Source organism: Pararhizobium sp. LjRoot255 (genome assembly GCF_964252905.1).
GTDB lineage: Bacteria > Pseudomonadota > Alphaproteobacteria > Rhizobiales > Rhizobiaceae > Pararhizobium.
On sequence record NZ_CAXUPQ020000001.1, the window covers coordinates 500615 to 515145 of the forward strand.

Here is a 14531-nt window from a genome sequence, read left to right on the forward strand (position 1 = left end):
AAATTTTTCCGGGCCGCGCCCCGCGTTTCCTGATGGATGGGAGCGTTTCCTGATGGATGGGGAGCGCTTCAAAATGCAGGAGATCGCAAAAAGGGTATTGGTGGCGCTGGCGATTGTCTTGTGGGCGGGTGTTTCGCCGTCTCAATCGGCAGACGGCCGGCGGCTCGCTCTCGTTATCGGCAGTTCGGCCTATGAGGCAGCCGGCAACCTGCCAAATGCCGTCGCCGACGCGCGGCAATTCGGCGCATTCCTCTCCAGTCAGGGATTTGACACCGATATCGTGACCGACGCGGATCGCAAGGAGATGGCGGACGCCGTGTCACGCTTTGCCCGAAAGATCAGCGCCGACGACGTCGCCCTTTTCTATTTCGCCGGTCATGGCATGCAGCTTCGCGGCGAAAACTACCTCGTCGGCACCGATGCACGGCTTGCGAGCGAATTCGATGTCGCGGCCGAGACGCTGGCGCTGACCGATGTCATCGGGGCAATCGAGAAAAAGTCGAAGATCGCCCTCTTCTTCCTGGACGCATGTCGCAACAATCCACTCGCCAACCGCCTCAATCAAGAGGTCGAGGGCGCCACGAGAAGCATCGCGACGCGAGGACTGGCGCCTGTCGAAACCGAAAGCGCGGGAACGATGGTCGCGTTCGCGGCGGCACCGGGGCAGCTCGCGTCCGACGGCAGCGGCGCCAACTCCCCGTTCACCACGGCGCTGATCGGCCACCTTGCTGGCCCGGGCCTCGAAATCAGCACCGCCTTCAAGAGGGTCATCCGGGACGTTCGAAAGGCGACGGATGGCAAGCAGTCGCCGCAGATATTGTCGTCGCTGGCGCTCGAATTCTATTTCAACAGCTCTTTGCCTGAAGTGGAGCAAGCGCCGGTCGCCACACCGACGATCGATCCCGAAAAGATAGAAGCCGAGGCGGATTTTGAAAAGGCGCTGCGGATCAATACACCGCGCATCTGGAAATTCTTTCTCGCCAAGCATCGCAGCGGGGAGCAGTCTGACCTCGCCCGGCAAATCCTGTCAGTCATGGCGCCGACAGCACTTACCCCCCTGTTCCCGACGCCTGAGCAAGCCGAGAACGAACTCGCCCTCAACAGGTCTCAGAGGAGCGAGATTCAACTGGCGCTAGCCGCAAAGGGTTTCGGTGCGGGGAACGCAGATGGTGTGTTCGGTGCGCAGACACGCAGAGCCATCACCGAGTATCAAAAATCCGCCGGCATTTCCAATACCGGCTATCTCAATGAAATGACGGCGAAAGCGCTTGGGCTCAACCTGCTCAAGGTCGAAGACGGCCTCTATTCCTCGCCCGTGGCGCGGCAGTATATGCCGAAGGATTTCGCCGGGCTGGAAACGGATGCGCGCGTCTGGAAGGCAATCGACTGCGACCCCTGGCAGGAAAAAGTCTATGGCTCCTTCGAAGGGCATGTCTACCTCGTGATACACGCGCAAAACACGACGTGGAAGTCGGCTACATTGGCGGCCGAGCGCTGCGGCGGACACCTGGCGACGATTGGCTCGAAGCAAGAAAATGATTTTGTCGTCTCGCTCTTCAGCAAGGACGAGCGCTTCTTCGACACCGGCTTCGATGGACAACAATATTCCTACAAAATGGGTCCTTGGATCGGGTTGCTTCAGAATGAAAATGGTCGTGAGCCCAAGGGGGGCTGGCGATGGATTACCGGCGATGCCTTGGGTTACACGAAGTGGCTGGAATCTCACCCGAACGAACACAAGCCGGGCGACGACTACGGCATGTACTTTGCGGACGCCGAGGGCAACCGCGACATGAAGGACGTGCGGGTCGATACCTGGGACGATATGGGACCGTCGGATGCGTCCCACAGCTTCGTCATCGAATTCGAATGATCACACCGCTTCGCGCAGCTGCTCTGCCGTCTGCAGATCGACCGAGACGAGCTGGGAGACGCCCTGCTCGCCCATAGTGACGCCGAACAGGCGGTTCATGCGGGCCATGGTGATCGGATTGTGGGTGATGATGACGAAGCGGGTCTCCGTCGAGGCGGCCATCTCGTCCATCAGGTTGCAATAGCGCTCGACATTGTGATCGTCGAGCGGCGCGTCGACTTCGTCGAGTACGCAGATCGGCGCCGGGTTGGTGAGGAACACCGCGAAGATCAGCGCCATCGCCGTCAGCGCCTGTTCGCCGCCGGACAAGAGCGTCATCGTCTGCGGCTTCTTGCCGGGCGGCCGGGCAAGGATTTCGAGGCCGGCATCGAGCGGATCCTCGCTCTCGATCAGTTGCAATTCGGCGGTACCGCCGCCAAACAAGTGGGTGAACAGGCGCTGGAACTGCGCGTTGACCACGTCGAAGGCGGCAAGCAGGCGCTCGCGGCCTTCGCGATTGAGGTTCTGGATTGCCGACCGCAGCTTGCGGATCGCGTCGATGACGTCCTCGCGCTCCTTGAGCATGGCATCGAGCTTGTCGGATAGTTCCTTCTGCTCTTCCTCGGCCCGGAGATTGACCGCGCCCAGGCGCTCGCGCTCGATCTTCAGCCGCTCCAGATCACGCTCGATCTGGCGCATGTCCGGCAAATCGCCATCGACCGGAAGGCCGGTGAGGCGCATCACCTCATGCGGGGCGCAATTCAGCGCCTCGCGAATACGGGCTTCAATCTCGACGCGCTTTTCGCGGGCGGAAACGAGGCGCTCTTCGGCGCGTCCGCGTTTTTCACGCGTTTCGGCAAGCTCCGACAGCGCCGTCGCAGCCACCCGGTCGGCATCGCGCTGGCGGGCTTCAGCCGCAGCCAGAAGGTCCGCCGCCTGCCGGCGCGCCTCTTCCGCCTTCGACAACTCGTTCATCAGCGCGCGGCGTTTCTCGTCGAATTCATCCGGTGCTTCGAGAAGTTCTTCCGCCTCCTCACGCGCTTCACTTTCGCGCTCACGCAGCGTTTCGATATGCTCCTGCGCGCTTGCCGCCCGCGCATTCCAGGTCTGCCGCTCGCCGGTGATTGCCCCGATGCGGCGCTCACGCGCCTGATTTTCGCGAGCAAGGCCGTCATTGATCGCACGCGCTTCGGCAACCCGCGCCCGATCGGTCGCGACGGTCGTCATCTGGCCGTTCAGCCGGCGCTCCAGCTCAGCGAGATCCGGCGCATCCTCCAGCGCCTCGCGCGCGCCTTCCATCTGCTCGCCGATTTCCTCGACCTGCAGGGCGAGCTGACTGCTTGTTTCCGCCAAAACGGCGCGGCGGCGGACGAGATCGCCGGAGGCACGCTCGGCAGCCGCCAGCGCATCGCGCGCCTCGGCCAGCTTGCGCATGACCATGCGCTGCTCTTCCCGCGACAGCCGCAGGCGTTCGTCCCCGGCGCGAATGCGCGCGGCGGCGGCGGCAAGCTCCGCCTCGCACAATTCCAGCTGATGGCGGGCATCGACAAGTTCGGTTTCGAGTTCGGCCAGCCGGTTCTTCTGCTCCAGCCGCAAGGCAGCCGCGCTCGGCGCATCGGCACCGGTCACATGGCCGTCCCAGCGCCAGACGGCACCCTGGCGCGTCACCAGCCGCTGGCCGGCCTTGAGCATTGGCAAAAGCGCCTCGGCCATCGCATCGCTGTCGACGATGCCGATCTGGCGCAGACCACGATCGAGCGCCTGCGGGGCACGCACATGCCCGGCCAACGGCACCGCGCCGTCCGGTAATCGCGGATCGTCCAATCCATCACCCGGCGCGCGCCAATGGGCGGGCGCATTCGGGTCGAGCGGCGATTCCAGGTCTTCGCCAAGGGCAGCGCCAAGGGCGGTCTCAAAGCCGCGATCGACTTGCATGTCATCGACAATCGGAGGGGCCGTGCCCTGTATCGCTGTGGCTTCGAGCATGCGCCGGATGGTGCGTGCTTCCGTCTCGATGCCGTTCAGCCGGGCGCGGGCCGCCTCGACTGGCGGGCGGGCCTCGACTTCGGCGAGACGCGCGGCATTCAGCACATCCTCGATATCGGCGATTGCAGTTTCCGCCTGCTCCAGCGCCGCTTCGGCCGCCTCGACCTCCTCGCGCTTTTCCTGCGGATCAGCAAGTGCCGAAATCTGCCGGTCGAGTTCGTCGAGATCGCGGTTCTGGTCGGACAATTGCCGGGCAAGCCGCGCCTGCCGCTCGCCGAGATCGCGGATGGTCTTTTCCAGCTGGTTGCGCGCTGCCTGCGCTTCGGCCTTTTCGGCGGTCAGAAGGCCTAACTGCCGTTCGCTTTCGCCCAGTGCTTCGCTCGCCTCGGCCAACCGCTCGCGCGCTTCCTCCGCCCGCTCGCCGGCTTCGGCCAAAAGGTCGCGAAGCTCGCTTTCCTCTTCGTCCAGCCGCGCCAGGATGCCGGCATTGTCGGCCACGAGGCGCTCCTCGCGCAGGATGTCTTCGGCAAGCTGCGACAGGCGGCGCTGCAGCTCGTCGCGGCGGCGCAGGATGCGGCCGGCATCTTCCTCGAGCTGCGCCTTGGCGATCTGCAGCCGCTGCAGGGCGGCAGCAGCACGTGCCTCGCCTTCACGCAGTTCCGGCATCTTCAGACTGGCGATGCCTTGCGCCTTGGCCGCCTCCATCTGGGCTTGCGCCTTTTCGGCAACCAGCGATGTCGCCTGGTTGAGATGACTATCGGCTTCGGCTTCGGCCTCCTTTGCCTGCACCCAGCGGATATGCAGAAGCATCGCTTCGTGCCGGCGAATGTCGGCCGACAGCATCTTGAAGCGGTTGGCCTGGCGCGACTGGCGCTTCAGGCTTTCGATCTGGCTTTCGAGCTGCGAAGTGACGTCCTCGAGCCTTTCCAGATTGGTTTCGGCGCCCTTGAGACGCAATTCCGCCTCGTGCCGGCGCGAGTGCAGGCCGGAAATGCCGGCGGCCTCTTCGAGCAGTTGCCGGCGCGCCTGCGGCTTGGCGGCGATCAGTTCGCCGATCCGCCCCTGCCCGACCATCGACGGCGAGCGCGCGCCGGTCGAGGCGTCGGCGAACAGGAGCTGCACGTCCTTGGCACGCGCCTCCTTGCCGTTGATGCGATAGACAGAGCCGTTTTCCCGCTCGATCCGCCGCGTCACCTGGATCTCGTCGCTGTCATTGAAAGCGGCGGGCGCGGTGCGGTCGGAATTGTCGAGATACAGGCCGACTTCGGCGGTGTTGCGGGCCGGGCGATTGCCGGAACCGGAAAAGATCACGTCGTCCATGCCGGACGCGCGCATGTTCTTGTAGGAGTTTTCCCCCATCACCCAGCGCAGCGCTTCGACCAGATTGGACTTGCCGCAGCCATTCGGCCCGACAACGCCAGTCAGCCCCCGCTCGATGACGAATTCGGAGGGCTCGACGAAGGACTTGAAACCGAGAAGGCGGAGTTTTGTGAATTTCATGGAGCCACTCTCCCCTTGAGGGGGAGGGTCGGAGCGGAGCTCCGGGGTGGGGTGGCCTCTTGCGACACCCAAAGTTCACCCCCACCCGCGCGTTCCGCGCGACCTCCCCCCTCAAGGGGGAGGTAAAGAAAAACGGGCGCACTGAGGCGCCCGCCGGTCGTTCTCAAAGAACGCGAAGGATCAGAGCATCGTTTCGATAAGGGCCGACATGGTGTCAACCGACATTTCTCCGGAATATTGCTTGCCGTTGATGAAGAAGGTGGGCGTGGCCTTTACCCCGAAATCCTTCTCGCCCTTCTGCATCGTTGCCTGCACATCATCGAGAAGTTTCTGGTTCGTCAAGCAGGCCTCGAAGCTCTCCTGTGTAAAACCGGCGAGTTTCGACATCTGCAGCAGCGCATCGCGGCCGTTCGGGGCCGCAGCCCAGGTTTCCTGCTGTTTGAACAGCATCGAGACCATCGGGAAATACTGGCCCTCCGGCGCGCAGCGCGCCAGCATGAAGGCAGCCGCAGCGCGCGGATCGAACGGGAATTCGCGAACGACGAAACGAACCTTGCCGCTGTCGACGTATTTCGCCTTGATGGCATCGAAGGTCTCGTTGTGGAAACGCGCGCAATGCGGGCAGGTCATCGACATGTATTCGACGATGGTCACCGGCGCATCGGCCTTGCCGATCGACATTTCCGGCAGCGGACCCGGCTCCATCAGTTTGGCGACATCGACTTCGCCCTGGACTTCGGGCAGTTCGACCTTGGCGGGGGCTGCAGCCTGCGCCATCTGCGTCTGGTTCGCGTCGGCGGTCGCGGGCTTCATCGCCGACGACATGGTCGAGGAGGTCATCGTGCCGTCGACGGGCTTAACTTCGGTCTTCGTCGCGGCCATCATGGAACCGCCGTCAGCCGGCTTGACCTCGGTCTTCGCCGCCGTTTCGGTCGTTTCCGTTGCCGGAGCGTTGGAAGCCGCGTCCTTCTTCTCGTCGCTGCAGGCGGCGAGCGTCACGGCGATGGCAGCCACGGCGACGCCGCTCAGGAGGCGCTTGAAAGGGCTCATTTCAGAAAGGGACATTGTTTCACCTGTGTAAAGGGACGAACGAAAACGGTCGAAAATTCGATAACTTGCCTTGCCTTAGGCGACAAGGGCCTGCCGCTCACCAAAGTTCAAACAATTGTGACCGGCTGATGATCCGCTTCATTTTTTTCGAGCGGACAGGACGGCCGTGCCAAGGCGCGTCAAGGCCGCCTTCAGCGCCTCGCTCTCGATACCATCGACCATCGCTTCCAGATGCCGTGCCCGCTCGCCGGTCAGAGGTTTCGGCTTGCGATTGCGCTTCGGCGGCGGCGCGACCGGCTTTTGCACGATGCGCATCTGGTTGATCGCCGGAAAACCGAAGAAGCCGTTGATCCGCTGGATCAGTTCGCCCTGCGCATGGGTGAGGAACAGGGCGCGCGCGCCCTCGCAGGCGACCGTCAGGACACCGGGCTGATACCCGCCCTCGCCCGCCATTTCCGAGGCGCGCCGCGGCCAGGCGATCTTTTCCGGGCGGGTGCAATCGGCAAACTCCTCGCCGGCGATCTCGTCCCAGGAGCCGAGCAGCAGCGTGTTGATGCCGGCGCGCTTGGCAAGCACCGGGTCGATCAGGCCGTTGGCGACCTCGCTGATCTGCACGACGCCCTTGCGGGTGTAAGGTTGTTTCAACAGAACGGCTTTCGGTTCTCGATTTCGCCTTGAAGGATGGCGAACACTCCGCCAAGTATAGGACCCAACCAACCTTCCGGCAAATGATGCAGCACATGTTCAATGCGGCCGATGGGGCCAACCGGCTTCTTGCCTGGTACGACCGGCACCACCGCGATCTTCCGTGGCGCGTCTCGCCGCCGATGGCAAGGGACGGCGTCGTCGCCGATCCCTATCACGTCTGGCTGTCGGAAGTGATGCTGCAGCAGACCACCGTGCAGGCGGTCAAACCCTATTTCCACAAGTTCCTGTCGCTCTGGCCAAAGGTCAGCGATCTGGCGGCCGCGGACACCGAAGAGGTGATGAAGGCGTGGGCGGGGCTCGGCTACTATGCCCGGGCGCGCAACCTGAAGAAATGCGCCGAGGCCGTCGCGTGCGATCATCGCAGCGTGTTTCCCGACACAGAGGAAGCACTGAAGGCGCTGCCGGGAATCGGCGACTATACCGCCGCGGCGGTTGCGGCCATCGCCTTCAATCGCCAGAGCGCCGTGCTTGATGGCAATGTCGAGCGGGTGATTTCCCGGCTGCATGCGATCGAGACGCCACTGCCCACGGCCAAACCGCAGATGCGGGCGCTGGTGGCCGAGATGACCCCAGTCGGCCGGCCGGGCGATTTCGCCCAAGGGATGATGGATCTCGGCGCGACGATCTGCACGCCGAAACGGCCGGCCTGCGCGCTCTGTCCGTTCAACGATCTCTGCCTGGCGCTGAAGACCGCCGATCCCGAAACCTTTCCGCGCAAGGCCGCCAGGAAGGACAAGCCGCTGCGCGTCGGTGCGGCCTTCGTCGCCAGCTGTCCGCAAGGCGCGGTCTATCTGCGCAAACGGGCCGAAACCGGCCTGCTCGGCGGCATGACGGAGGTGCCGGGCACAGCCTGGACAGCGCGCATTGATGGCGAAACCTCGGTCGAGGCGCAGCCTTTTGCCGCGAGCTGGGAACCTTGCGGCGCGATCACGCATGTTTTTACGCATTTTGAATTGCGCTTGTCGGTCTATCGCGCGAATGTCGCCAACCGGAACAAAAGCGGAAACGGCTGGTGGGAGCCGCTCGCCTCGCTGGAGGCGCAAGCGCTGCCGACCGTCATGAAAAAAGCAATCGCCCAGGCTATACCGCATGCCTTCCGCGGCAAGCATGATAGAGGCCGGGAACCGAGGAACATCTGATGAGCAGCGTCGAGATCCGCCACATCGTCTTCGACATCGGCAAGGTGCTGATCCACTACGATCCCGATATTCCCTTCAGCCGGATCATTCCGGACGAGGCCGAGCGCAAATGGTTTTTTGCCAATGTCTGCACGCATGACTGGAACATCGAGCAGGACCGCGGCCGCGGCTGGCGCGAGGCGGAAGATCTTTTGATCGCCGAGCATCCGGCGCAGGAAGAAAACATCCGCGCCTTTCGCAGGCACTGGCACGAGATGGTGCCGCATGCCTATGTCGAATGCGTCTCGATCATGGAGTGCCTGATCGCCAAGGGCTACGACGTGACGCTGTTGACCAATTTCGCCTCCGATACCTTCAAGGAGGCGCAGAAGCTGTTTCCGTTCCTGACGCTGCCGCGCGGCGTCACGGTCTCGGCAGATGCGCGGCTGACCAAGCCCGACGTGGCGATCTACCAGGCGCATGCCGAAGCCTTCGGCCTTGATCCTTCCGCGACACTGTTCATCGACGACAACATGGTCAATGTCGAGGGCGCCCGGGCGGCCGGATGGCATGCCGTGCTTTTCACCGACCCGCAGACGTTGCAGGCCGATCTGCTGGCCTATGGGGTCAATGTGTGAGAACGGGTGCGCAGCCAGCCCTTGATCCCGTCACGCTGGTGAGGCGGTTTCACGCCGCCATCAGCGCGCTCGATTTCGCCGCGATCGAGGATTTCTTCACGGAAGACGCCACCTATTCTTCTGGCAAAGTCGGCGGCCTCAAGGGCCGTTCAGACATCATGGCGGCGTTCCGGCGCTATTTCGCCGAGTACCCTGACCAGGTCGCCGAGGACAGTTTGATCGAACCTCTGTCCGCCGTTTCGGCACGCTCGATCTGGCACCTGACGGCCACCAGTGCGCTCACCGGAAAACAGCTTCGGCGGCAGGGCGAAGAGATCATCACCTTCGACCAGGGCGGCAGGATCGTCAGCGTCGACGTGACCGACCGCTGACACCAACGTTGAAGGGCTCCACTGCGGGGCCCTTTTGCTTTGCACCATTGCGAAAGTCCCGCAAACAGAAACGCCCAGGACCTTTTCGGATCCTGGGCGTTTAAGTCTCCCTCCGGGACTGAAGGTACGAAACCGGACGAAAACTATCTCTGAACAGGGCAGCCTCGGAGGCTGTCCTGCCGGGCAATTTGCGGGTTGCCCCGCGCGCCTCGCGTGGTTGATCACGCGGTCGTCTTGCCTGACATCAGAGTATCCGCGGGATGGTTAAATTGTTCTAAAGGCCACGAAGGCGCCGATCGTTTTCGGCTGCGAATTCTCCGGATCATCCGTCAGAAATTTGCGGTTGGCGATCGCATGCGCGGGAGCACGGGGCGTTCTGCATCGGGTCGCCCGAACCGCCATGCAGGACGCAGACGCCGCGCCTCCTTGCGGATAGCGCGGCGTCAGGAATGCTTTTCCGTGGTTCTTGCTTATCTGCTCAGTTGAGCTTGGCCATGTCGCTGCGGATGACGGCGCGCAGGTCGTCGATCGGGCGCAGCGCCGTGCCGTCGTCATAGTGCCAGAAGGTCCAGCCGTTGCAGGCGTCGAGCCCCTGAACCTTGGCGCCGAGGCGATGGATGGAGCCCGCCTCGCCGCCGCTGGCCACGGTGCCGTCGGCGCGCACGATGGCGCTGTAGCGGCGCCTTGCATCGGTCAGCACCGTGCCGGGCTTGATCATGCCGCTTTCGACCAGCGTGTTGAAGGCGACGCGCGGTTCGGCCTTCTTGCCGGTCATGACCGACAGCGTTGCCTTGCCGAGCGGCTCGACTGCGGCAATGCGCTCGGCGGCGGCATCGATATAGCTCTGCTCGCGCTCGATGCCGACGAAATGGCGACCGAGGCGCTTGGCCACGGCGCCCGTCGTACCGGAGCCAAAGAACGGATCGAGCACCACGTCGCCAGGCTTGGTCGAGGCCATCAGGATGCGGGCCAGCAGCGCTTCCGGCTTCTGGGTCGGATGCACCTTCTTGCCGTCGTCGCCCTTCAGCCGTTCGCCGCCCGAGCAGATCGGAAACAACCAGTCGGAGCGCATCTGCACATCGTCGTTAGAGGCCTTGAGAGCGTCGTAATTGAAGGTGTAGCCCTTGCCCTTGGCGCTGGGGCTTGCCCAGATCAGCGTCTCGTGGGCATTCTGAAACCGGCGGCCCTTGAAGTTCGGCATCGGGTTGGTCTTGCGCCAAATGATGTCGTTGAGGATCCAGAAATTGAGGTCCTGCAGCGTCGCGCCGACGCGGAAGATGTTGTGGTAGGAGCCGATGACCCAGAGCGTGCCGGTCGGCTTCAGAACGCGGCGGCAGGCGAGCAGCCAGGCGCGGGTGAAGGCGTCATAGGCCTCGAACGAAACGAACTGGTCCCACTCGTCGTCGACCGCATCGACCAGCGACTGGTCGGGGCGGGTGAGCGCACCGCCAAGCTGGAGATTGTACGGCGGATCGGCGAAGACGACATCGACGGAATTGTCGGGAAGCGCCTCAAGGGCTGCGACGCAATCGCCCTTGATGATGGAATCGAGCCAGCCGGAAGGGCTGACGCCGCGGGAGATTTCGGCCAACGAAACAACTGATGACATGGACAACTCGCACCTACGCTTACTCGGAACTGATCAGTGCTTATGGTTACCGAACTTGGTTACCAAATGCTGAAGGCCGGCGCGAAATCTGCGAGATGGTACACGAGGATGGAAAGTCCATCGCCGATACGGTATCTTGTTTTCATGATCAAAAGCGACGCCATAGCAAGATTGCGGGAGCAAGCCGATACCGTTCGCGGGATGGGTGCAACCGCGCTTTATCTTTACGGCTCGACGGTGCGGAACGGGACGCATGCCGCCAGCGATCTCGACCTGTTCATCGACTACGATCAAGAAAGCCGATTCAATGCCTTCGATCTGATCGGGATAAAATTACTTTTGGAGTCGGAACTTGCGGTACCGGTTGATATCACCACTCGGGATGGGTTGCATCCGGTGCTGAAATCCGAGATCGAAAAGTCCGCTGTACAGGTTTTTTGATGGCTCGGGAGTTTCGCCACGCGCTTGGCGACATGCTCGATGCCATCGCGGGCATCGAGCGGTCGGTCGCGGGCAAGACGTTGGCGGACTATCAAAGCGACTGGCTTCTGAAACATGCCGTGCAACGAGCAATAGAAATAATATCAGAGGCAAGCCGCGCCCTTCCTGATGACGTCAAAGAACTCCGTCCTGAAATTCCCTGGCCGCAGGTGCGCACAATCGGCAATGTCCTCCGGCACGAATATCATGGGCTGTCTGACAGGATTATTTGGGGCGTTGTCGTTGACGAACTGCCAGCCTTGAAAATCGCTGTCGCGGCTCTGAACGAGAAATTCAAGACACATTAAGGTCGGCCTTTGGAACGACACGCCAGCGCGTACGTCCCACATCCTCATGAAACGCCCGGCTGTCATCGGGCGCCTCGTTGCGCTCCGTCATTCCATAGTCGCGGATGACACTGGCGATGCGCAGGCGGTAATCAGCGAAGGTGCCGTTGCGGCCGGCGTGCTGGGCCGCCCGGTGCTCGGCGCCGTTGCGCCACGTGGCGATCGCCGCCTCGTCGCGCCAGAACGACAGGGACAGGATCTTGCCCGGCATCTTCAGGCTTTCGAACCGCTCGATCGACAGGAAGCCGTCGATCTTGTCGAGGCGCGCATGCAGTTGCGCGGCGAGATCGAGATAGGCGCTGCGCCGGTCATCGGACGGCGTGACTTCGAAGATGACGGCGATCACGGCGAGACCCCCCTGGCATGCGGCAGCGAAACGTTCGTCAGGAAAATCCGGTCTTCCTTGAGGATGAAGCGCTCCCTCTTGGCAAATTGATAGTTCTCGGCGCCGAGCGGATCGGCTGCAAGCCTTGCGCGATAGGCCTCGTAGGCGGCAAGGCTTTCGATGTTGTAGACGCCATAGGCGGTCGTGGCCGAGCCTTCATGCGGGCCGAAATAGCCGATCAGGTCGGCGCCGTTGCGCGGGATGGCCTGACCCCAGTTGCGGGCGTAGGTGGCGAATTCCTCTTTCTTGAACGGATCAATCTCGTAGCGGATGAAGCAGGTTATCATTGTCTTTTCTTTCGATGTTTCCCGGCCGTCGTGACCTTCGATGATCCTTTTTGCCACCTTGAATGCGCTCGATGCTTCGGTTACGGTCGAAGTATGAAAGAAGGACCGGACATAGCCCAGATCGGGTCGCTGATCGGCGATCCAGCCCGCGCCAACATGTTGACCGCCCTGATGGGCGGCAAGGCGTTGACGGCGACCGAGCTTGCCGGAACGGCGGGGATCACGCTGCAGACGGCGAGTTCGCATCTGTCGAAACTGGAGGCCGGCGGGCTGATCAGCCAGCGCAAGCAGGGCCGGCACCGCTATTTCGCCCTTGCCGACGACGATGTCGGCCTTTTGCTCGAAAGCCTGATGGGGTTTGCCGCCCATCGCGGCTTCACCCGCCACCGCACCGGCCCCAAGGATCCGGCGCTGCGCAAGGCGCGCGTCTGCTACAATCATCTCGCCGGCGACTACGGCGTGCGTTTGCTCGACAGTCTTGTCGCCGAGGAGGTGATCACCGGTGCGGGCGACGACCTGTCGCTGACGCAGGCCGGCGAGGACAAGATGACGGCGCTCGGCATCGACCTTTCGGCGCTCACCAAATCGCGGCGCCCGGTCTGCCGCACCTGCCTCGACTGGAGCGAACGCCGCTCGCATCTCTCCGGCTCGCTCGGCCAGGCACTGCTGACACTGTTTCTCGACAAGGGCTGGGCCAGGCGCGAGACCGACAGCCGCGCCGTGCGCTTCACCGGCACCGGCGAGAAGGAATTTTCAAAGCTCTTTCCCCTGCCCGCCTGATCAGCAGCCAAAGGATACGACGAGCACGCCGTCGAAACCGGAGGCTGCAATGCCGGTACAGAGCGGCGACCATTCGCAGCGGACGCATCCCTTGCGGATCAAGCCTGAGCTGAAAGCCTCGCGCATCCTGGCGAGAAACTCTGCATCCGGGAGGATAGAAGCTCCCGGACCGGCCGGCACGCCGAGCAGAGCCTCAATCGCTTCGCTCGCCTTCAAATCCCGTTCCGTCACGCTATCGCAAAAACAATGGTTGCTGGTCTCGCCGAGCATCGGCGCGCAAATGTCGTCCGGGCCATCGACAACAAGAATATCCTCGCCCGCAGAGAGACGTTTTGCGATCAGACGGTAGTTCTCGGTGAACCCGGCCGTATATCCCTTGCCGACAAAGGTCAGCATGCAGAGCAGGTGATGCGGGCGCAAGCGAACGGTCATGGAGGCCTTGGTGCTTGGGGGTAAACGGGTGCCGAAGCGTGTTTTACCTAGCCCGCATATACGCTGGACGCAACAGCTTCGGTTTCCGCCGTCTCGCCATCACCCACAAATGCCGACCCAGCCCCTTCCTGCATGGCAGCTTCCCGCCGCGCATGGTTGAGCTTTCAGGCCGCTTCGTGTACATCGCCCCCTTCTTTCCAAGGTTCTGGCCTTCCCAAGGATTCCCCGACATGCCCAGCATTGATCTCATCATCTTCGACTGCGACGGCGTATTGGTCGATTCGGAAATCATCGCCAGCGAGGTCGAGGCCGAACTCCTGACCGAAGCCGGTTATCCGATCAGCACCGAGGAAATGGCCGAGCGTTTTGCCGGCATGACCTGGCACAACATACTTCTTGCCATCGAGAAGGAAGCCGACATTCCGCTTTCGGCCCAACTCCTCACCAGGAACGAGGCCATCCTCGACAAGCGGCTGGCAAGCGATGTGCAACTCATCGAGGGCGTCAAGCCGATGCTGGCGCAGCTGACGCTGCCGCACTGCATCTGCTCAAACTCGACATCGAAGCGTCTCGCAATGATGCTCGGCAAGGTCGGGATCCAGGATCATTTCGGCAAGCATATCTATTCGGCCCGCGATCTCGGCGAAGACAAGGTGAAGCCGAAGCCGGACATCTTCCTCCACGGCGCCAGGCAGTTCGGCATCGATCCGTCCCGCGTGCTGGTGATCGAGGATTCCGTCCACGGCATCCATGGCGCCACCGCCGCCGGCATGCGCGTCGTCGGCTTCACCGGCGCCTCGCACACCTACCCCTCGCATGCCGACAAGCTGACCGAGGCGGGTGCCGAGACGGTGATCTCGCGCATGAGCGCCCTGCCCGGCGTGATTGCAGCATTGTCGGAATGGTCGGAAACTCTGATTGCGTAGTGGTGTTTGGTGGGTGCCTTAGCTGAAGGCAGCCCGCCCACCTCCGTCATCCTCGGGCTTGA

The 14531-nt window shown here is 62.7% G+C and carries 15 protein-coding genes; 8 read left to right on the forward strand and 7 right to left on the reverse strand.

The features are described 5' to 3' along the window. The first annotated feature begins 73 nt into the window (after positions 1-73). Positions 74-1873, forward strand: a complete 1800-nt coding sequence (locus tag ACSQ2W_RS02585) for a caspase family protein (RefSeq protein WP_436084837.1) — start codon at positions 74-76, stop codon at positions 1871-1873. Here the strand turns inward: ACSQ2W_RS02585 and ACSQ2W_RS02590 are convergent, their stop codons facing one another. The 3 genes from ACSQ2W_RS02590 to ACSQ2W_RS02600 form a co-directional block, all read right to left on the reverse strand. After that, entirely contained in the window at positions 1874-5338 is a 3465-nt protein-coding gene (locus ACSQ2W_RS02590; protein WP_436084838.1) for a chromosome segregation SMC family protein, read from the reverse strand. Positions 5339-5518: 180 nt separating this feature from the next. Continuing rightward, positions 5519-6403: a DsbA family protein gene (locus ACSQ2W_RS02595; protein ID WP_436084839.1), complete on the reverse strand. Its 885-nt coding sequence runs from the start codon at positions 6401-6403 to the stop codon at positions 5519-5521. A 123-nt stretch (positions 6404-6526) separates the two neighbouring features. Next, complete coding sequence (locus ACSQ2W_RS02600; RefSeq protein ID WP_436084840.1) at positions 6527-7033, reverse strand: DUF721 domain-containing protein; 507 nt, start codon at positions 7031-7033, stop codon at positions 6527-6529. 86 nt (positions 7034-7119) lie between these two features. Between ACSQ2W_RS02600 and mutY the strand changes: the two genes are divergently transcribed. From mutY to ACSQ2W_RS02615, 3 genes are read left to right on the forward strand one after another with little or no spacing between them, the layout of a single operon-like run. Next, entirely contained in the window at positions 7120-8235 is a 1116-nt protein-coding gene (mutY, locus tag ACSQ2W_RS02605) for an A/G-specific adenine glycosylase (protein ID WP_436084841.1), read from the forward strand. Then, positions 8235-8852, forward strand: a complete 618-nt coding sequence (locus ACSQ2W_RS02610) for an HAD family hydrolase (RefSeq protein ID WP_436084842.1) — start codon at positions 8235-8237, stop codon at positions 8850-8852. Before mutY ends, ACSQ2W_RS02610 begins: the two co-directional genes overlap by 1 nt. Further along, positions 8849-9223, forward strand: coding sequence for a nuclear transport factor 2 family protein (locus tag ACSQ2W_RS02615; RefSeq protein WP_436084843.1), 375 nt, complete (start codon positions 8849-8851; stop codon positions 9221-9223). Before ACSQ2W_RS02610 ends, ACSQ2W_RS02615 begins: the two co-directional genes overlap by 4 nt. Before the next feature lie 478 nt (positions 9224-9701). On the opposite strand, the gene ACSQ2W_RS02620 is transcribed toward ACSQ2W_RS02615, so the two are convergent. Continuing rightward, on the reverse strand, positions 9702-10832 hold the full coding sequence (locus ACSQ2W_RS02620) for a site-specific DNA-methyltransferase (protein ID WP_436084844.1): 1131 nt from the start codon (positions 10830-10832) through the stop codon (positions 9702-9704). 144 nt (positions 10833-10976) lie between these two features. Here ACSQ2W_RS02620 and ACSQ2W_RS02625 point away from each other — a divergent pair, with 144 nt between their 5' ends. Together ACSQ2W_RS02625 and ACSQ2W_RS02630 are read left to right on the forward strand one after the other, a co-directional pair. Next, the gene (locus tag ACSQ2W_RS02625; protein ID WP_436084845.1) at positions 10977-11273 is read left to right on the forward strand and encodes a nucleotidyltransferase family protein; all 297 of its coding nucleotides are present in this window, start codon (positions 10977-10979) and stop codon (positions 11271-11273) included. Beyond that, the gene (locus tag ACSQ2W_RS02630) at positions 11270-11620 is read left to right on the forward strand and encodes a HepT-like ribonuclease domain-containing protein (protein WP_436084846.1); all 351 of its coding nucleotides are present in this window, start codon (positions 11270-11272) and stop codon (positions 11618-11620) included. Before ACSQ2W_RS02625 ends, ACSQ2W_RS02630 begins: the two co-directional genes overlap by 4 nt. Here ACSQ2W_RS02630 and ACSQ2W_RS02635 read toward each other — a convergent pair. After that, a complete protein-coding gene (locus ACSQ2W_RS02635; RefSeq protein ID WP_436084847.1) occupies positions 11607-12005 on the reverse strand; it encodes an antibiotic biosynthesis monooxygenase family protein in 399 nt (132 codons plus the stop codon). The two genes, ACSQ2W_RS02630 and ACSQ2W_RS02635, sit on opposite strands and share 14 nt — an antisense overlap. Beyond that, entirely contained in the window at positions 12002-12331 is a 330-nt protein-coding gene (locus tag ACSQ2W_RS02640; RefSeq protein ID WP_436084848.1) for an NIPSNAP family protein, read from the reverse strand. The genes ACSQ2W_RS02635 and ACSQ2W_RS02640 overlap by 4 nt, the downstream gene beginning before the upstream one ends. A gap of 93 nt (positions 12332-12424) precedes the next feature. On the opposite strand from ACSQ2W_RS02640, the gene ACSQ2W_RS02645 reads away from it, so the two are divergent. Beyond that, a complete protein-coding gene (locus tag ACSQ2W_RS02645; RefSeq protein ID WP_436084849.1) occupies positions 12425-13111 on the forward strand; it encodes an ArsR/SmtB family transcription factor in 687 nt (228 codons plus the stop codon). Here ACSQ2W_RS02645 and ACSQ2W_RS02650 read toward each other — a convergent pair whose 3' ends face one another. Continuing rightward, positions 13112-13543 (reverse strand): DUF1284 domain-containing protein, encoded by a 432-nt coding sequence (locus tag ACSQ2W_RS02650; protein ID WP_436084850.1) that lies wholly within the window; start codon positions 13541-13543, stop codon positions 13112-13114. 230 nt (positions 13544-13773) lie between these two features. Here ACSQ2W_RS02650 and ACSQ2W_RS02655 point away from each other — a divergent pair, with 230 nt between their 5' ends. Then, positions 13774-14469, forward strand: coding sequence for an HAD family hydrolase (locus ACSQ2W_RS02655; protein WP_436084851.1), 696 nt, complete (start codon positions 13774-13776; stop codon positions 14467-14469). Positions 14470-14531 lie beyond the last annotated feature (62 nt).